At 42.5% G+C, this 19,070-nt stretch carries 19 protein-coding genes and 1 riboswitch; of the genes, 13 read left to right on the top strand and 6 right to left on the bottom strand.

The features are described 5' to 3' along the window. Positions 1-37 precede the first annotated feature (37 nt). Together HMPREF2701_RS05995 and HMPREF2701_RS05990 are read right to left on the bottom strand one after the other, a co-directional pair. The gene (locus HMPREF2701_RS05995; RefSeq protein ID WP_070482457.1) at positions 38-496 is read right to left on the bottom strand and encodes a DUF3021 domain-containing protein; all 459 of its coding nucleotides are present in this window, start codon (positions 494-496) and stop codon (positions 38-40) included. Further along, complete coding sequence (locus HMPREF2701_RS05990) at positions 493-933, bottom strand: LytTR family DNA-binding domain-containing protein (RefSeq protein WP_070482455.1); 441 nt, start codon at positions 931-933, stop codon at positions 493-495. The genes HMPREF2701_RS05995 and HMPREF2701_RS05990 overlap by 4 nt, the downstream gene beginning before the upstream one ends. A gap of 206 nt (positions 934-1,139) precedes the next feature. Between HMPREF2701_RS05990 and mutL the strand changes: the two genes are divergently transcribed. Genes mutL through HMPREF2701_RS05975 form a run of 3 tightly spaced genes read left to right on the top strand, consistent with a single transcriptional unit; the run spans position 1,140 to position 4,271 of the window. Further along, on the top strand, positions 1,140-3,089 hold the full coding sequence (mutL, locus tag HMPREF2701_RS05985; protein ID WP_070482453.1) for a DNA mismatch repair endonuclease MutL: 1,950 nt from the start codon (positions 1,140-1,142) through the stop codon (positions 3,087-3,089). A 15-nt stretch (positions 3,090-3,104) separates the two neighbouring features. Continuing rightward, positions 3,105-3,698 (top strand): Holliday junction branch migration protein RuvA, encoded by a 594-nt coding sequence (gene ruvA / locus HMPREF2701_RS05980; RefSeq protein WP_070482451.1) that lies wholly within the window; start codon positions 3,105-3,107, stop codon positions 3,696-3,698. 9 nt (positions 3,699-3,707) lie between these two features. After that, positions 3,708-4,271 carry a DNA-3-methyladenine glycosylase I gene (locus tag HMPREF2701_RS05975; protein ID WP_070482448.1) on the top strand — a complete coding sequence of 188 codons (564 nt, stop codon included), beginning with the start codon at positions 3,708-3,710 and terminating at the stop codon, positions 4,269-4,271. A gap of 84 nt (positions 4,272-4,355) precedes the next feature. Here the strand turns inward: HMPREF2701_RS05975 and HMPREF2701_RS05970 are convergent, their stop codons facing one another. From HMPREF2701_RS05970 to HMPREF2701_RS05955, 4 genes are all read right to left on the bottom strand, one after another. Further along, positions 4,356-4,619: a SemiSWEET family transporter gene (locus tag HMPREF2701_RS05970; protein WP_000166114.1), complete on the bottom strand. Its 264-nt coding sequence runs from the start codon at positions 4,617-4,619 to the stop codon at positions 4,356-4,358. A gap of 105 nt (positions 4,620-4,724) precedes the next feature. Next, the gene (locus tag HMPREF2701_RS05965; RefSeq protein WP_070482446.1) at positions 4,725-5,759 is read right to left on the bottom strand and encodes a S66 family peptidase; all 1,035 of its coding nucleotides are present in this window, start codon (positions 5,757-5,759) and stop codon (positions 4,725-4,727) included. A 139-nt stretch (positions 5,760-5,898) separates the two neighbouring features. Then, entirely contained in the window at positions 5,899-6,576 is a 678-nt protein-coding gene (locus tag HMPREF2701_RS05960; protein WP_033680824.1) for a DUF1129 domain-containing protein, read from the bottom strand. Between the two features lie 11 nt (positions 6,577-6,587). Next, positions 6,588-7,532 (bottom strand): magnesium transporter CorA family protein, encoded by a 945-nt coding sequence (locus HMPREF2701_RS05955; protein ID WP_000815623.1) that lies wholly within the window; start codon positions 7,530-7,532, stop codon positions 6,588-6,590. A 131-nt stretch (positions 7,533-7,663) separates the two neighbouring features. On the opposite strand from HMPREF2701_RS05955, the gene uvrA reads away from it, so the two are divergent. The 10 genes from uvrA to HMPREF2701_RS05900 all read left to right on the top strand — a co-directional run bounded on the left by uvrA (position 7,664) and on the right by HMPREF2701_RS05900 (position 18,878). Next, positions 7,664-10,495 carry an excinuclease ABC subunit UvrA gene (gene uvrA, locus HMPREF2701_RS05950; protein ID WP_070482444.1) on the top strand — a complete coding sequence of 944 codons (2,832 nt, stop codon included), beginning with the start codon at positions 7,664-7,666 and terminating at the stop codon, positions 10,493-10,495. Beyond that, a complete protein-coding gene (locus tag HMPREF2701_RS05945) occupies positions 10,488-11,549 on the top strand; it encodes a M24 family metallopeptidase (protein WP_070482442.1) in 1,062 nt (353 codons plus the stop codon). Before uvrA ends, HMPREF2701_RS05945 begins: the two co-directional genes overlap by 8 nt. Before the next feature lie 57 nt (positions 11,550-11,606). Next, positions 11,607-11,757, top strand: a riboswitch (M-box (ykoK) riboswitch). A gap of 194 nt (positions 11,758-11,951) precedes the next feature. Further along, the gene (gene mgtA / locus HMPREF2701_RS05940) at positions 11,952-14,612 is read left to right on the top strand and encodes a magnesium-translocating P-type ATPase (RefSeq protein ID WP_070482440.1); all 2,661 of its coding nucleotides are present in this window, start codon (positions 11,952-11,954) and stop codon (positions 14,610-14,612) included. Positions 14,613-14,747: 135 nt separating this feature from the next. Further along, positions 14,748-15,146, top strand: coding sequence for a transcriptional regulator Spx (gene spx / locus HMPREF2701_RS05930; protein ID WP_000591165.1), 399 nt, complete (start codon positions 14,748-14,750; stop codon positions 15,144-15,146). 60 nt (positions 15,147-15,206) lie between these two features. Then, a complete protein-coding gene (locus HMPREF2701_RS05925) occupies positions 15,207-15,776 on the top strand; it encodes an SP0191 family lipoprotein (RefSeq protein WP_004255112.1) in 570 nt (189 codons plus the stop codon). Between the two features lie 86 nt (positions 15,777-15,862). Further along, positions 15,863-16,129, top strand: coding sequence for an IreB family regulatory phosphoprotein (locus HMPREF2701_RS05920; protein WP_000507059.1), 267 nt, complete (start codon positions 15,863-15,865; stop codon positions 16,127-16,129). A gap of 3 nt (positions 16,130-16,132) precedes the next feature. Next, a complete protein-coding gene (ruvX, locus tag HMPREF2701_RS05915) occupies positions 16,133-16,552 on the top strand; it encodes a Holliday junction resolvase RuvX (RefSeq protein WP_004239076.1) in 420 nt (139 codons plus the stop codon). Between the two features lie 15 nt (positions 16,553-16,567). Continuing rightward, entirely contained in the window at positions 16,568-16,873 is a 306-nt protein-coding gene (locus HMPREF2701_RS05910) for a DUF1292 domain-containing protein (protein WP_000017620.1), read from the top strand. Between the two features lie 203 nt (positions 16,874-17,076). After that, entirely contained in the window at positions 17,077-18,327 is a 1,251-nt protein-coding gene (locus tag HMPREF2701_RS05905) for a folylpolyglutamate synthase/dihydrofolate synthase family protein (RefSeq protein ID WP_061589629.1), read from the top strand. A gap of 86 nt (positions 18,328-18,413) precedes the next feature. Beyond that, positions 18,414-18,878 (top strand): SP_0198 family lipoprotein, encoded by a 465-nt coding sequence (locus HMPREF2701_RS05900; protein WP_061589628.1) that lies wholly within the window; start codon positions 18,414-18,416, stop codon positions 18,876-18,878. Positions 18,879-19,070 lie beyond the last annotated feature (192 nt).

Raw genomic sequence — 19,070 nt, 5'->3', positions numbered from 1 at the left:
TAATCCCACTCATGCATTTGTGAGTGGGATATTGCTATTATTTTCTATGCTCCAAGAGTTGATTGATATGGTCTACTTTTTTAGCTTCTCTTTTATAGAGAATAGCCCAAATGATGAGGTAGACAATTGCGAACTCAAGTATGAGCTGGAGATAGAAAATCCAGTGGAAGGGGAACCAACCTGCTAGGGTTGCTAATGGGATAAAGCCTACTAGCATGAGGAAAAAATGAGTCAGAGTAGCACGGAGCAAGCTCCAGTCACGGCTGAATAATCGCTTTCCAAAGTTGAAGAGAATACCGATAGCCGCCCAGATAAGAGTACAGTAGAGCAAGATCAGGGCATCGTGAACCTGATGCTGAGCCATCACTTGGCCGATGATAGAGTAGGGATTTAGCGGTGCGTAGGTATTTGGGGAATACATAAGTGAAAAGATGATAGAGAGGATGAGGCCGATGAGGACACCAGCAGCTGCGTCGTGGAAAATTTGTTTTTTCATAGTTCTAATTTCTCCTTGATGGTTTTTAGGTAACGGCGTGAAGAGTAGGTGAAGCTTTCGTTTTTCAAGAAAATTTCTACCAGACCGTTGGGCGTGAGCTTGAGATGAGAGATGGAATCGATATTGATGATTTCTGATTGGGAAATTTGGATAAAATTGGTTGGCAGAATTTCAAGGACCTGATAGAGTCGCAAATCAATGTTGTAGGTCTGACTTGCTGTTTCTGCTAGAACCTTCCGATTCTCGATATAGAAGCGCTGTATCTTACCAATCTTAACTAGATAGACCTGATCATCAATCTTTCCTTTAATTGTTTCTTTTTGGTCAAGATTTTCTGCGAACTCGATGACTTTCTGGACTTTATCTGTCGGATGAGGTGCTTGGACAATCAGTTTTTCCTCCTTGTAAGTCTCACTAATCTGTAGTTCTACTTTCATAAATTTCTCTCCTTTTTAGTTATACAAGGTTGTGATCACTTCCTGTATATCTTTATTAAACACTATTTTCCAGACCCTTGCAAGGGACTTTGTCTATGTGGAGGGATTTGGTTCCTATGTGGTGCTTGCTTTTCTGTCCTATCTGAAATATGGTATAATAGCACTAATCAATTTCTAGGAAAATAGATACAGAAAGGGGCTGAAAGATGTCTCATATTATTGAATTGCCAGAGGTGCTGGCAAACCAGATCGCGGCTGGAGAGGTTATCGAGCGTCCAGCTAGCGTTGTTAAGGAGCTGGTAGAAAACGCCATTGACGCGGGTTCTAGTCAGATTATCATTGAGATTGAGGAAGCTGGTCTCAAGAAAATTCAAATCACAGATAATGGTCATGGAATTGCCCACGATGAGGTGGAATTGGCCCTGCGCCGCCATGCGACTAGTAAGATAAAAAATCAAGCAGACCTCTTTCGGATTCGGACGCTTGGTTTTCGTGGTGAAGCCTTGCCTTCTATCGCTTCTGTTAGTGTTCTGACTCTGTTAACGGCGGTGGATGGTGCAAGTCATGGGACCAAGCTCGTCGCGCGTGGGGGAGAAGTAGAAGAAGTCATCCCAGCGACTAGTCCTGTGGGAACCAAGGTTTGTGTGGAGGACCTCTTTTTCAACACGCCTGCCCGCCTCAAATATATGAAGAGCCAGCAAGCGGAGCTGTCTCATATCATTGATATCGTCAACCGTCTGGGCTTGGCCCATCCTGAGATTTCTTTTAGTTTGATCAGTGATGGCAAGGAAATGACACGGACAGCTGGGACTGGGCAACTGCGCCAAGCTATTGCAGGGATTTATGGTTTGGCGAGTGCTAAGAAGATGATTGAAATTGAGAACTCTGACTTAGATTTCGAAATTTCAGGTTTTGTGTCTCTGCCTGAGTTAACTCGGGCTAATCGCAACTATATCAGCCTCTTCATCAATGGCCGTTATATCAAGAACTTCTTGCTCAACCGTGCTATTTTAGATGGTTATGGTAGCAAGCTTATGGTTGGCCGTTTTCCACTGGCTGTCATTCACATTCATATCGACCCTTATCTAGCGGATGTCAATGTGCATCCAACCAAGCAAGAGGTGCGGATTTCCAAGGAAAAAGAACTGATGACGCTGGTCTCAGAAGCTATTTCTAACAGTCTCAAGGAGCAAACTTTGATACCTGATGCCTTGGAAAATCTTGCCAAATCGACCGTGCGCAATCGTGAGAAGGTGGAGCAGACCATTCTCCCACTCAAAGAAAATACGCTCTACTATGAGAAAACTGAGTCGACAAGACCTAGTCAAGCTGAGGTGGCTGATTATCAGGTAGAATTAACTGATGAAGGGCAGGATTTAACCCTGTTTGCCAAAGAAACCTTGGATCAGCTAACCAAGCCAGCAAAACTGCATTTTGCAGAGAGAAAGCCTGCTAACTACGACCAGCTAGATCACCCAGAGTTAGACCTTGCGAGTCTTGATAAGGCTTATGACAAGCTGGAGCGAGAAGAATCATCCAGCTTCCCAGAGTTGGAATTTTTCGGGCAAATGCATGGAACCTATCTCTTTGCCCAAGGACGAGATGGGCTCTACATCATAGACCAGCATGCGGCTCAGGAACGGGTCAAGTACGAGGAGTATCGTGAAAGCATTGGCAATGTTGACCAGAGCCAGCAGCAACTCCTAGTGCCCTACATCTTTGAATTTCCAGCGGATGATGCTCTCCGTCTCAAGGAAAGAATGCCTCTCTTAGAGGAAGTTGGCGTCTTTCTAGCAGAGTACGGGGAGAATCAATTTATCCTACGTGAACATCCTATTTGGATGGCAGAAGAAGAGATTGAGTCAGGCATCTATGAGATGTGCGACATGCTCCTTTTGACCAAGGAAGTTTCTATCAAGAAATACCGAGCAGAGCTGGCTATCATGATGTCCTGCAAGCGGTCTATCAAGGCCAATCATCATATTGATGACCATTCGGCTAGACAGCTCCTCTATCAACTTTCTCAATGTGACAATCCCTATAACTGTCCCCACGGACGCCCTGTTTTGGTGCATTTTACCAAGTCGGATATGGAAAAGATGTTCCGACGCATTCAGGAAAATCACACCAGTCTCCGTGAGTTGGGGAAATATTAAACTAAAAGGAAAACTATGTACGAATATTTAAAAGGAATCATTACCAAAATTACTGCTAAATACATTGTTCTTGAAGTCAACGGTATCGGTTATATCCTGCATGTGGCCAATCCTTATGCTTATTCAGGTCAGGTTAATCAAGAAGCTCAAATTTATGTGCATCAAGTCGTGCGTGAGGACGCCCATCTGCTTTATGGTTTTCGCTCAGAAGACGAGAAGAAGCTCTTTCTCAGTCTGATTTCGGTGTCTGGGATTGGGCCTGTATCAGCTCTTGCTATTATTGCTGCTGATGACAATGCTGGCTTGGTTCAAGCCATCGAAACCAAGAATATCACCTACTTGACCAAGTTCCCTAAAATTGGCAAGAAAACAGCCCAGCAGATGGTGCTGGACTTGGAAGGCAAGGTAGTAGTTGCAGGAGATGATCTTCCTGCCAAGGTGGCAGTGCAAGCTAGCGCTGAAAACCAAGAATTGGAAGAAGCTATGGAAGCCATGTTGGCTTTGGGCTACAAGGCAATCGAGCTCAAGAAAATCAAGAAATTCTTTGAAGGAACGACAGATACAGCTGAGAACTATATCAAGTCGGCCCTTAAAATGTTGGTCAAATAGGAGCAGAGCATGACAAAACGTTGTTCGTGGGTCAAGATGACCAATCCGCTCTATATCGCCTATCATGATGAGGAGTGGGGGCAGCCCCTCCATGATGACCAAGCATTGTTTGAGTTGTTGTGTATGGAAACCTATCAAGCGGGCCTGTCTTGGGAAACGGTACTCAACAAACGCCAAGCTTTCCGAGAAGCCTTTCATGGCTATCAAATTCAAGCGGTCGCAGAGATGACTGATACCGAATTGGAAAACTTGCTGGAGAATCCAGCCATCATCCGAAATAGAGCCAAGATTTTTGCTACACGCGCTAACGCCCAAGCATTTTTACGACTACAGGAAGAATATGGCTCTTTTGATGCCTATCTTTGGTCCTTTGTTGAGGGGAAAACGATCGTTAACGATGTTCCCGATTACCGCCAAGCCCCAGCTAAAACACCTCTGTCTGAGAAGTTAGCCAAAGATCTCAAAAAACGAGGCTTCAAGTTCACAGGCCCAGTCGCCGTCTTGTCTTTTCTACAGGCTGCAGGGCTAGTTGATGACCATGAGAATGATTGTGAGTGGAAAAGCGGTCGTTAGTATGTACAGGTAACTAGCATATCTGAGAATATAGAAAAAAGCTGAGAAATTTTTCCCAGCTTTTTATATATACTATTAGATTTGTTAGAGTGAAGTCAAAAAAGTGATTCCACCTAAAATAACACCAGCTGAATTTGGAATGATTAGTATCCAATCCTTCTTAGGTTCCTTTGTCCATCCATAAATAACCCAGATTAAGCAAGATATAGCAGCTGATAAAGGTTGAAATGGTTGAGCTTTATTTCCCTGTAAATTAGCGATAATTTGAGGTATGTAGGCAATAAATACTATAATTCCAATAAAGGCACCAATAGAACCTACGATTCGATTAATTTTTTGTTTTGTCATATACACCTCCTTCAAAAGGATATCATAGAAATTAGCGAAATGCAATAAATTCAGATACAAATTGTAACGAAAACGAATACAAAAGCACAAAAATAGAGAAACTATTTATTTTTTGTTATAGTCAAAGCGAATGATTTGCTCCTTTGCATCTACATAGGCGTGAACTCCGAAGGGTACAATTGCTCTTGGAGTTGCGTGGCCGACATTTAGATTATAGATAATCGGGATATTGCTGTCAATAATATCCAATAGTGCCTCTTTATAGTCGTCATAGAAAGTTTCATCCATAGGTTTTCCGACCAAGAGTCCACTGATGACCTCGAATATACCAGTGTCTTTTAAAGTCCGCAACATATTTTTGAAGTCTTCCAGCTCAGGCTTTTCTTCGCTTGTTTCTAGCAAGAGGATTTTTCCTTCCCAGTCTGACAAGTCAGGGAAAAGTTTGTATTTTTGGCAGAGCTCCGTGCTATCTGCGTATCGAGAGTTGTCAAAGATATCGTAGAGGGATTCGAGGCAACCACCGAGGATTTTTCCCTCGAACTGGGCATTTCCCCGCAACAGCTCGAAACCAGTATTTGCATGACTGACACGAGGTGTCCCCAAAGCCTTGGAACTAAAATCAGTTCGTTCCTCATACCAAACATTGCTAGGGCGGATTTCTGAGATTCTTCCTGTCTCAATCAATTCTTTGAAGTAGTGAAGGCTATAGGCTAGCATTTCTTTGTCTAATTCACAAATGTCTGCTAAGAAGGATTGACCATAAAAAGTCTTGATTCCTAGTTTATGCAACATGAGATGGTTCATGGTTGTATCCGAGAAACCAAGAAAAATCTTTTGTTTGATAACTTTTTCTAGTTGGTCATTTTCAAAAAGGTAGGGCAACAAACGATAGGTATCATCCCCACCGATGGCGCATAGGATCATGTCGATGCTATCGTCCGAAAAGGCCTGCATCAAATCCTCCGCACGGGCTTCAGGATGGTCCTTGATAAAGTCTAATCCTTTTAACGAATGGGGCAAAAAGATAGGATTGAGTCCCAAATCCTTGAGACGTTGGACACCCAAGTCCACTTCGTGTTTGACAAAGTCTTCACCGATAATGCCACTAGATAAACTAACAATACCAATAGTAGAAACCATATCTCATCCTCCTAGAAATAGATTGAGCCTATTTTATCACAAAAGATAAGAGAAAGCTATGTGGGATGTCAGAAGAATACTTTTAAATCAGGAAAGTAGTAAAAAAGCAACCGCACCTGCAGTTGCTTTTATCATTCTCTTAATAGCGTGTTGGTCCTGCACTTGCGCTGCGGATGTTCAAGCGTTTCTTGAGATAGAAGCGAAGGGCTAGGAGAACTGCTCCGATAATAGCTAGTGGCAATGGAGCAAGTACTGGGTTAAGGCTAGCTGGTAGGAAGCTTGTTGCAAAGAAGACAAGCAACCAAAGGAACATAGAAGCTAGGATAACCAGTACAGATTTCCAGAAAGGTGGACGTTGGCTGCGGTCCATATCTGGTCCATAGTATTGGTAAACAAAGTAGTACATCAAGTAGAAGGCAAAACCACCAACCAGTCCAACTAGCAGAAGGGTAATCAAACCGTAACCGATAGCCTGATCTGCTGAGAAGAAGGTTGTGAGGGCGCTGACGAGGGCAAAGAGGCTAGTGATGAAAAGAGCCGAGTCCATAATCATGAGTTTTGGATCATCATTTTCTTTTGGATGCTCTTTTTCGTACTGCTCCTTGACAGAGAAGCTATGAGCCCAGTGGGTCGGTGCGCCATAGAGGGAACGAGCAGTAGTGCCTTTGGCTTGCTCTTCAAGGATTTGGGGAATAACTTCCTCAAAAATAGTCTTGATTTCAGCGTCAGTTTTCCCATCTTTGATGAATTGTTGGGTAGCGATGTGGACAAACTCTTGGTTTTTCTTGGTTAATTTTTGTAGATTAATCTGAGACATAGGAACTCCTCTTAGAACCATTTTTTATGGATGAGATAGAGAGTGAGCGAGACACTCATAGCAAAGGCGATAAAGACGATTAACCAGAAGGCATTTGGCTCTCCGTTTAGGGGGATTTCATTATCCTTAAAGTTCATCCCGTAGGCAGAAAAGACCATGGTTGGGATGGACATGACGATGGTCACAAGGGCCAAGGTTTTCATGATGTTGTTCTGGTTGTTAGAAATGATAGAGGCGAAGGTCTCTGTCATAGAATGCAAGACGTTCCCATAAATGTCTGCCATCTCGATGGCCTGTTGGGTTTCAATCAGGGTGTCTTCAAGCAGGTCTTCGTCCTCAAGGTACTTCTTGATATTGCTGGTTGAGCTGGTCAATTTCTTAATCACGCGCTCATTTGTTTTGAGGGAGGCCTTGAAATAGACGATGGTTTTTTCCAATTCCATGAGCTCAATCAATTCTTCATTACGAGTTGATTGATGCAATTGACTTTCGATTTGTTCACTCTTACGGTCAATCGAACGAAGGGCTGTTAGGTAAAGCTCTGCATTGCGATAGAGAATCTGGAAGATGAAACGCGAACGCATGAAGGTGTAGAAATTACGCAATCGACGGTTGATAAAGACATCGAGGACCGGTAATGGTTCCAAACACGTAGTGATAATGGTCTCCTCTGTGATGATAATACCAAGCGGGATGGTTACGTAGTAGGTGCGATTATTTCTTTCTTCTGTGACCGGCACGTCAACGATAATCAGGGTGTACTCATCTTCAATGGTAATACGAGACATTTCTTCCGCATCGAGCGGTGCCCGAAGGTCAGCAATATCAATATCGAAGGCGTTGGCGATTTCGAGTGATTCATTTTGAGTCGGATTGACGAGATTGATCCAAGTACCCGGTTCAAGCGTATCGATCTCTTTAAATTCAGTTGTTGTAGAGAGAAAAACTTGTTTCATATCCCTTATCCTTTCTCATTTTTCAGATTTTTTCACACCGTACTATTATACTACAAATTCAGCCTTTTGGGTAATAGAATCTCACTTTTTTTGGTATAATGGTAAGCAATAATGGACTAGAAAGAACAAAGATGCAAGATAAAATTGTCATTCATGGGGCGCGAGCCCATAATTTAAAAAATATTGATGTGGAGATTCCACGAGACAAGCTGGTTGTAGTGACTGGTTTGTCAGGTTCAGGGAAATCCAGTCTGGCCTTTGATACCCTCTATGCGGAGGGACAACGTCGCTATGTGGAGAGTTTGTCAGCCTATGCTCGTCAGTTCTTGGGGAATATGGAGAAGCCTGATGTAGATGCCATTGATGGCCTCAGCCCAGCTATTTCCATCGACCAGAAAACGACTAGCAAAAACCCTCGCTCGACGGTGGGAACAACGACTGAAATCAATGACTATCTACGTCTCCTCTACGCACGTGTGGGGACGCCTTACTGTATCAACGGGCATGGAGCTATCAAGGCTTCTTCTGTGGAGCAAATCGTGGATAAGGTTTTAGAATTGCCTGAACGCCAGCGCTTGCAGATTTTGGCCCCTGTCATCCGCAAGAAAAAAGGACAGCACAAGAGCGTTATTGAAAAGATTCAGAAAGACGGTTATGTCCGTGTCCGTGTGGATGGGGAAGTATATGATGTGACCGAAGTGCCAGAGTTGTCTAAGAGCAAGCAACACAATATTGATGTCGTAGTTGACCGTATTGTTATCAAGGAGGGTATTCGTAGTCGTCTCTTTGATTCCATTGAGGCTGCCCTTCGTATTGCAGAAGGTTATGTCATTATCGACACTATGGACGATTCTGAGTTGCTCTTTTCTGAGCACTATGCTTGCCCAGTTTGTGGATTTACTGTTCCAGAGTTAGAGCCACGTCTCTTCTCATTCAATGCTCCTTTTGGCTCTTGTAGTGAGTGTGACGGCTTGGGCATCAAGCTGGAGGTGGATACTGATTTGGTAGTGCCAGATGCCAGCAAAACCTTGCGTGAGGGAGCCTTGGCTCCTTGGAATCCTATCTCATCTAACTACTATCCAAACATGCTAGAGCAGGCTATGACAGCTTTTGGAGTGGATATGGATAAGCCTTTTGAAGATTTGTCAGAAGAAGATAAGAACTTGATTCTCTATGGTTCTGATGGCAAGGAATTCCATTTCCACTATGAGAATGAATTTGGTGGCGTGCGCGATATCGATATTCCTTTTGAGGGAGTTGTCAATAATATCAAGCGTCGCTATCACGAGACAAACAGCGATTACACTCGCACCCAGATGCGTCTTTACATGAATGAGCTGACCTGCGGAACCTGTCAAGGTTACCGTCTCAATGACCAGGCCTTGTCTGTCCGTGTGGGTGGCGAGCAAGGACCACATATCGGAGAAATTTCAGACCTGTCTATCGCAGACCACTTGGAGTTGGTGAGTCAGTTAACCTTGTCTGAAAATGAAGCCATCATTGCTCGGCCTATTCTCAAGGAAATCAAGGACCGTTTGACTTTCCTTAATAACGTGGGTCTTAACTATCTGACCCTGTCACGTTCGGCAGGAACTCTTTCAGGTGGAGAAAGTCAGCGTATTCGTTTGGCAACCCAGATTGGTTCCAACCTATCTGGCGTCCTTTATATCCTAGATGAGCCGTCAATCGGTCTCCACCAGAGGGACAATGACCGTCTGATTGCCAGTCTGAAAAAGATGCGTGATTTGGGTAATACTCTCATAGTAGTGGAACATGACGAAGATACCATGCGTGAGGCTGATTATCTGATTGACGTTGGTCCCGGTGCCGGTGTTTTTGGTGGGGAGATTGTTGCGGCAGGTACACCTAAACAGGTAGCTCGCAACAGCAAGTCTATCACAGGCCAGTATTTATCAGGTAAACGTGCCATTCCAGTACCAGAAGAACGCCGTGTCGGTAATGGTCGTTTTATCGAAGTGACAGGAGCGCGTGAGAACAACTTGCAAAATGTTACTGCTCGCTTCCCACTAGGGAAATTCATCGCAGTGACAGGGGTATCGGGTTCAGGGAAATCGACCCTCATTAACAGCATTCTCAAAAAAGCCATTGCTCAGAAACTCAACCGCAATTCAGACAAACCTGGTAAGTTTAAAACGATTACGGGGATTGAGCATGTAGACCGCTTGATTGATATTGACCAGAGTCCTATCGGACGAACGCCAAGGTCCAACCCTGCTACCTATACAGGAGTTTTTGACGATATACGTGACCTTTTTGCTCAGACAAATGAAGCTAAGATTCGAGGTTACAAGAAGGGTCGTTTCAGTTTCAACGTAAAGGGTGGTCGCTGTGAAGCTTGCTCGGGTGACGGGATTATCAAGATTGAGATGCACTTCTTGCCAGATGTTTATGTGGCTTGTGAAGTCTGCCACGGAACCCGTTACAACAGTGAAACACTAGAAGTTCACTACAAGGAAAAGAATATCTCGCAGGTCTTGGATATGACCGTCAATGATGCGGTTGAGTTCTTCCAACACATTCCCAAGATTCAACGCAAACTCCAGACCATCAAGGATGTAGGGCTGGGCTATGTAACGCTAGGGCAACCAGCTACCACCCTTTCTGGGGGGGAGGCCCAGCGTATGAAGTTGGCTAGTGAACTCCACAAACGCTCGACAGGAAAATCTTTCTACATTTTGGATGAGCCGACGACAGGGCTTCATACGGAGGACATCGCTCGCTTGCTTAAGGTATTGGCTCGCTTTGTCGACGATGGCAATACAGTCCTTGTCATCGAGCACAATCTGGATGTCATTAAGACGGCAGACCATATCATCGACTTGGGACCTGAGGGCGGTGTCGGTGGTGGCACCATCATCGCAACAGGAACTCCAGAAGAAGTAGCGGCCAATGAAGCCAGCTACACAGGACATTATTTGAAAGGAAAGTTACATCATGAATAAACGCGTACAAGCATTTCTAGCTAAAATGCAAGAAAAAGAACTGGATGGCATCATCATCAATAACCTCAAAAACGTCTATTATTTGACTGGTTTTTGGGGTTCAAATGGAACAGTCTTCATCAGCCGTGACCGTCAGGTCTTGGTGACGGACTCTCGCTATATCATTGCGGCCAAGCAAGAAACCAGTGGTTTTGAGATTGTAGCAGACCGTGATGAATTGGCTGTCATTGCAGGAATTGTCAAGGATATGGGTTTGTCTCGAATCGGTTTTGAAGATGAGATTTCGGTTTCTTATTACCACCGTATGCAGGCAGCCTTTGAAGGGTTTGACTTGCTTCCGCAAACTCAGTTTGTTGAAGGTCTTCGAATGATTAAGGATAAGGCGGAGATTGCAGCGATTCGCAAGGCTTGTTCTATCTCAGACCAAGCTTTCCATGATGCGCTTGACTTTATCAAACCAGGAAAAACTGAAATTGAGATTGCCAACTTCCTTGACTTCCGCATGCGTGAGTTGGGAGCATCTGGCTTGTCTTTTGACACTATCCTAGCCAGTGGTATCAACTCTTCTAAACCACATGCCCATCCTATGCACAAACCAGTGGAGCTGGGAGAAACTATTACCATGGACTTCGGATGTCTTTATGACCACTATGTCAGCGATATGACACGGACTATCTATCTGGGGCATGTCAGTGACGAGCAGGCAGAGATTTACAATACAGTTCTTAAAGCAAACCAAGCCTTGATTGACCAAGCTAAGGCAGGCTTAGGCTTCCGTGACTTTGACAAAATTCCTCGCGATATTATCATTGAAGCAGGTTACGGTGACTACTTTACTCACGGTATTGGCCACGGTATCGGGCTGGATATCCATGAAGAGCCTTACTTTAGCCAAACTTCTACAGAAACTATCAAGGCAGGTATGGCCTTGACCGATGAACCAGGTATCTATATCGAAGGCAAATACGGTGTTCGTATCGAGGATGATATTCTGATTACAGAGTCAGGTTGTGAATTATTGACCCTAGCTCCAAAAGAGTTGATAGTCATTTAAGAGTCAAACAATTCAAATGATTGACTTTTAAAATTTAAAAGTTTATACTGAAAGACGAAAACGGTAGGTGAGGCTACCATAGGGATACGGATGACTACCGCAAAGCAGTGGAGACACTACTCGTTGGTCAACAGTCCTGGTCGCGAAGGCCAAGACTAAGCTCATTACATTGCCCTATGGAGTTAAAGCTTGAACGAGAAACAGATAATTAGTTTTTTAATCCTGCCATTTTATGGTGGGATTTTCTACTGTTTAAATCAAAGAAAGGAGATAGACGATGCAAATTGACGATCATCCGGAACCGCACATACACAGCCAATCGCTGATTTGTGTCGTTCTGCCCTTATAAAGTGATTGGTCTCTGTGTATGAAACACATCATTCATACAGATAGGAGAAAACAATGAAAACTACAAAAGAAAGATTAGCAACAGCTATTCATACATCTTTAAACGAAACTCTATCTTTTTATAAGACAAGTCTAACAGGCTTGACTGAGGAGCAGGTGGAGAAAAATCGTGACCTATATGGCGAAAATACCATCACAAAGGGTCAAGAAGACAGTATCCTCAAAAAGATTTACGAATCCATTATCAATCCTTTTACGATCATCTTACTGGTCATCGCCGTGATTTCCTTGGTGACCAATGTCTGGTTGGCAAAACCAGGTCAAGAGGATCCGACGACTTCTATTATCATCGTTGTCCTAGTCCTCATTTCTGGTGGCATACGCTTTGTCCAAGAACTCCGTAGTGATAAGGCTGCGACCAATCTATCAAAAATGATTGTCAACACTGCGACTGTCATTCGTCAAGGAGAAATCCAAGAAGTACCTATCGATGATTTGGTAGTGGGTGACGTGGTTAAATTAAGCGCTGGAGACATGATTCCAGCAGATCTTCTTTTATTTGAGTCGCGCGATTTCTTTGTACAACAGTCTGGTTTGACAGGAGAAAGTGATGCAGTTGAAAAATTGGCTTTGACCAAGGCAACAGACCAACAATCTGATAGTCTGCTAGAAGCAGAAGCGCTCGCCTTTATGGGAACCAATGTCTTGTCTGGTAGTGCCAAAGCCGTGGTTTTAGCAGTTGGTGATGATACCATGATGGGGGCCATTGAGCAGACTTTGAACACCTATGATGAGCCTACTTCGTTTGAACGGGAGATGAATAGTATTTCGTGGCTCTTGATTCGTTTGATGCTGGTCATGGTGCCCATCGTTTTCTTGTCCAATGGTTTAACAGATGGAGATTGGTTAGAAGCTGGCGTATTTGCTTTGAGTGTTGGTGTTGGATTGACACCTGAGATGCTTCCTATGATTATCACGGCCAGTCTAGCAAAAGGCTCCATCATTATGGCCAAGGAAAAAGTGGTTATCAAGAAACTCAATGCCATACAGGACTTAGGGGCGATTGATATTTTGTGTACAGATAAGACAGGAACTCTAACCCAAGACGAAATTGTCCTTGAATATCCCTTGGACATCCACGGACGCTTGGATTTGACCGTCTTGAGACGAGCTTATCTCAATTCTTATTTTCAAACGGGCTTGAAAAATTTGATGGACAGAGCCATCATCAAACGGACTGAAAAGGAAGCCAAAGAACACGCCCTCTTACAAAATCTGGCTCAAACTTTTCAAAAAATAGATGAGCTTCCCTTTGATTTTGAACGTAGACGGATGAGTGTTATCGTTAAGGATGAACACGAAGTTGTTAGTTTGGTAACCAAGGGTGCCCTAGAGGAAATGTTGACGATTTCCAGTTATGCGGAATACCAAGGAGTGATTACTCCCTTGACAGATGTTATTAGAGAAGAAATTTTAGCAGAAGTCAGACAACTAAATCAACAAGGTTTGCGTGTCTTGGGAGTGGCCTATAAGTCAGGTTTGAGGGAAGGCCATGCCTATACAGTTGATGATGAAGGGGATATGATTCTAACTGGTTATTTAGCCTTCCTAGATCCTCCTAAACCATCTGCAGCACCAGCAATTAAGGCTCTGTTAGAACATGGAGTTCAAACAAAAATTTTGACGGGAGACAACGAAAAAGTTACTCAAGCAGTCTGTGAAAAGGTTGGTTTGGATATCAATCAGATACTGTTAGGATCTGAAATTGATCAGATGAGTGATCAAGAATTGGCCCAAGCAGTAGAGGAGGTAACAGTATTTGCCAAACTTTCTCCTGACCAAAAAGCGAGGATTATTTTGCAATTTAAGGCCAATGGTCATGCTGTAGGCTATATGGGAGATGGGATCAATGATGCTCCTTCTATGAAAGTTGCAGATGTGGGGATTTCTGTTGATACAGCAGTAGATATTGCCAAAGAAACGGCTGATGTTATCCTACTTGATAAGGATCTCATGGTGCTTGAAAAAGGACTTGTTGAAGGTCGTAAGGTCTATGCCAATATGACTAAATATATCAAAATGACAGTGAGTTCTAATTTTGGAAATATCTTATCCCTATTGGTCTCTGGAATCTTTTTGCCATTTTTACCAATGGCACCAGTCCATTTGATTATCCTAAATCTAGTCTATGATTTGTCTTGTATTGCCTTGCCTTTTGACAAGGTGGATAAAGATTTTTTGAGAAATCCGCATACCTGGGAAGCTAAGTCCATCACACGTTTCATGATTTGGATGGGACCTATCTCTTCTGCCTTTGATATTTTGACCTTCAGTTTGCTTTATTTTATCATTGTACCCATGACAACAGGTCAAGCTTATGTTCATGGGGCAGAGTCTGCCGTAGGTTTTATTGTCTTGTTTCAGACAGGTTGGTTTATCGAGTCCATGTGGTCACAGACCATGGTTATCCATATGCTGCGTTCAGCTAAAATTCCCTTTTTACAAAGTCGTCCAGCTTGGCTAGTCCTTGTGACAACCTTATTGGCTGCAGCCTTTGTGACCTTCCTTCCCTACAGTCCACTCGCAATCCTACTTCATCTAACTCCTTTAAAACCGATTTATTTCATCTTTTTACTTTTCATCATTATTTTGTATATGATTAGCGTGACAATTGTGAAAAAAATCTATATCAAGAAATATCAAGAATGGCTGTAAATTTCATTTTGTCAAGAAAAAAGTACGAAAATGACGAAAAAAGTCAAAAAAATTTAAAAATAGGTCGCAAGTCGGATGTTTTTTATGGTATAATAGACTAAACTGATAGTAACATGTAGCGAAAGGGGTAGGTACATGATTAAAATTTATACAGTCTCAAGTTGTACTAGCTGTAAAAAAGCAAAAACCTGGCTCAATGCCCACCAGTTAAGTTATAAAGAACAAAACCTTGGTAAAGAAGGAATTACGAGAGAAGAATTACTGGATATTCTGACAAAAACAGATAACGGAATAGCCAGCATCGTTTCGTCTAAAAATCGCTATGCCAAAGCCCTTGGAGTGGATATTGAAGATTTGAGTGTCAATGAAGTCCTCAATCTGATTATGGAAACACCGAGAATTTTAAAGAGCCCAATCCTTGTGGATGAAAAACGCCTGCAAGTTGGCTATAAGGAAGACGATATTCGTGCCTTCCTACCACGCTCTGTCCGTAATGTAGAAAATGCAGAAGCACGTTTGCGTGCAGCTCTATAAACATCAAGGCTGGGAGCAACTCCCAGTCTTATTTTAATTTCAAAAAGAAAGAAGAGAGAAATGAAAAAAATTGTTCTTGTTAGTCTAGCTTTCCTTTTTGTCCTGGTTGGTTGCGGACAGAAAAAAGAAACTGGACCGGCTACAAAAACAGAAAAGGATACGCTTCAGTCGGCATTGCCAGTTATTGAAAATGCCGAGAAGAATACAGTTGTAACCAAGACTTTGGTTTTGCCGAAATCAGATGATGGTAGCCAGCAAACCCAAACCATTACTTATAAAGACAAGACTTTTTTGACCTTAACGATTCAACAAAAGCGTCCAGTCTCAGATGAGTTGAAGACTTATATTGACCAACATGGAGTGGAAGAAACCCAAAAAGCTCTTCTCGAGGCGGAAGAGAAAGACGAATCCATCGTAGAAGCTCGTAAATTAGCAGGATTTAAGCTTGAAACTAAACTATTGAGTGCAACCGAACTTCAAACAACGACTAGTTTTGATTTTCAAGTTCTGGATGTCAAGAAGGCTTCTCAGTTGGAATATTTGAAGAACATTGGTTTAGAAAATCTCTTGAAGAATGAACCAAGCAAATATATTTCAGACAGATTGGCAAATGGCGCGACAGAACAGTAGAAAATCCAAATAAATAGACTGCCTGAATTGTAGAACGTAAGGAATTATGCTATAATGGTACTATTCTAAGGAAAGAGGGTGTTAGAATGGGATTTACTGAAGAAACAGTACGTTTTAAATTGGACGATTCCAATAAAAAAGAAATTAGCGAAACTCTGACTGATGTTTATGCTTCGTTGAACGATAAGGGCTACAACCCAATTAACCAAATCGTAGGTTACGTATTGAGTGGAGACCCTGCCTACGTTCCTCGTTATAATAATGCACGAAATCAAATCCGTAAGTATGAGCGTGATGAAATCGTTGAGGAATTAGTCCGCTACTACCTTAAAGGACAAGGAGTCGATCTATAACCTATGAGAATTATGGGATTGGACGTCGGTTCAAAAACGGTAGGGGTGGCGATTAGCGATCCGCTTGGTTTTACAGCTCAAGGACTTGAAATCATCCAAATCAATGAGGAGCAAGGTCAATTTGGTTTTGACCGCGTTAAGGAGTTGGTTGATACTTACAAGGTGGAACGATTTGTAGTGGGCTTGCCTAAAAACATGAACAATACAAGCGGACCGCGCGTGGAAGCTAGTCAAGCCTACGGAGCAAAGCTGGAAGAGCTTTTTGGTTTACCAGTAGACTATCAAGATGAACGCTTGACAACAGTTGCCGCAGAGCGTATGTTGATTGAACAAGCAGATATTAGCCGTAACAAGCGCAAGAAAGTCATTGATAAATTAGCAGCTCAGCTGATTTTACAAAATTATTTAGATAGAAAATTTTAATACAAAGGAGAGGCTATGTCACACGATCATAACCACGACCACGAAGAACGTGAACTAATCACACTAGTAGATGAGCAAGGAAATGAAACCTTGTTTGAAATCCTTTTGACCATTGACGGAAAAGAAGAATTTGGTAAAAACTATGTTCTTCTAGTACCAGTTAATGCAGAAGAAGACGAAGACGGACAAGTTGAAATCCAAGCATACTCATTCATCGAAAACGAAGATGGAACAGAAGGCGAATTGCAACCAATCCCAGAAGACTCAGAAGACGAATGGAACATGATTGAAGAAGTCTTCAATAGTTTTATGGAGGAGTAAAAACGTCCGGTGGATGTTTTTAGCCTGACGCTAAAATAAAACCGTTAGTAAGTTCGGGGGATATTTTTACCCCACGTTAACTTCATAGTAGCTAGTTATTAGCTAACCAGGTAAGAGGTCGGGACGAAAATCCTGTCCTCGTTTTTGTTTGTTATGAGACTTTATTGAAGCAGTTGATTGAACCTGTAATTAAGGAGATATATATGTTTGAAGTAGAACAATGGCTTCACAGTCGGATTGGTTTGAATTTTCGATCAGGTTTGAGCCGAATGCAGCAAGCGGTGGATTTGTTAGGAAATCCCGAGATGTCTTACCCTATTATCCACGTCACTGGGACTAATGGGAAAGGTTCTACCATTGCTTTTATGAGGGAGTTATTTATGGGGCATGGCAAAAGAGTTGCGACTTTTACCTCTCCTCATATCGTCTCTATCAATGATCGAATCAGCATTAACGGGCAACCAATAGCTGATGCAGACTTCATCCGTTTGGCTAATCAGGTCAAGGAGATGGAGAAAAGGCTTCTGCAAACCCATGATCAGTTGTCCTTTTTTGAATTGCTGACCTTGATTGCTTTTCTTTATTTTAGAGAGCGAGAGGTGGATTTGGTTTTATTAGAAGTGGGAATTGGCGGCTTACTTGACACGACTAATGTGGTAACTGGAGAGATTGCTGTCATCACTTCCATCGGGCTTGACCATCAGGAGACTCTGGGTGACAGTATAGCAGCAATTGCAGAGCAGAAAGCTGGTATTTTTAAGGCTGGTAAAAAGGCAGTGATTGCTAAGTTGCCTTCAGAAGCTAGGCTTGTTTGTCAGAAAAAAGCAGACTCTTTAGCTGTTGACCTTTATCAGGCAGGTCAGGATTTTTCAACGCTGAATGGGAATTTTTCAAGCTCTTTGGCTAACCTTTCACAGTTGAAAATCGGTTTAGAAGGAGCTTATCAGCAGGAAAATGCGACCTTGGCGCTACAAACGTTTCTTCTCTTTATGAGAGAAGGAAAGGAAGCTGTTGATGAACAGGTTGTAAGACAGGCTTTGGAGAAGACCCATTGGGCTGGGCGTTTGGAGCGTATTCGTCCTCAGATTTACTTGGACGGTGCTCATAACCTCCCTGCCTTGACTCGCTTGGTTGAATTTATTAAAGGAAAAGAGCAGGAAGGATATCGTCCTCAAGTCCTATTTGGAGCCTTGAAACGGAAGGATTATCAAGGGATGTTGGCTTATCTGACTGAAAAATTGCCTCAGATGGAACTCAAGGTGACCGGCTTTGACTATCAAGGTTCTTTGGATGAAACAGATGTAACAGGTTACGATATAGTTCCTTCTTACCGCAAATTTATTAGCAATTTTGAAGAAAGAGCAGATATGCAGGACTTGCTGTTCGTTACAGGATCTCTCTACTTTATCTCAGAAGTACGGGGCTATCTACTGGGGTATGAGCAGATAAATTGACCTCCTTTTTTGAACTTGTTATACTAGGAAAACTACTAGTTAGAAGGAAAAACTTCTGTAAATTGGTAGCAGAAAGGAAATTCATCATGAAATTAAAAAGATTCACACTTTCTCTTGCTTCTCTAGCAAGTCTTAGTCTCTTAGTAGCTTGTTCACAAAGAGCTCAACAGATTCAACAACCAGCAGCTCAATCGCAAACACAACAAACTCAGCAATCACAAGCTGCTGTTTCATCTTCTACAGAAAATATCAACCAGGCAGCGACCAGCTCTTCACAAAATGCGCCTGAGGCTCAACCAACCAATATTAATGGAACTTATACCGGTCAGGACGAAGGAGACCGTATCACTTTAGTGGTAACTGGAACAACTGGTACATGGACACAGGTGGAAACTGATGGGGAACAAGAAATCAAGCAGGTTAGCTTTGATGCCGCTAATCAACGCATGATTATTGGGGATGACGTCAAGATTTATGCAATCAATGGAAATCAGATGATTATCGACGATATGGATAGAGAAGCGTCTGATCGCATTGTTTTATCTAAGTAAAGCTTATTTATCAAAAATTCCGATAAGATGAAAGATATTTGATGTATTACTCGATAAAAGTTAGATAGATTATACACATAAAGGAATGGGTCTCATACAAGATTCATTCCTTTTCCTTAAATATAAGTTCCACTTTTAGGAGTGGTACTCTTTTTGAGTAGTTCTTTTTAAAAAAATTTGTTATGCTAGATT

The organism is Streptococcus sp. HMSC077D04 (assembly GCF_001808785.1).
In the GTDB taxonomy this organism is placed as follows: domain Bacteria; phylum Bacillota; class Bacilli; order Lactobacillales; family Streptococcaceae; genus Streptococcus; species Streptococcus mitis_BX.
Note: the sequence above shows the minus strand (reverse complement) of the source record. Positions and strands in the feature narration are given on the sequence as shown.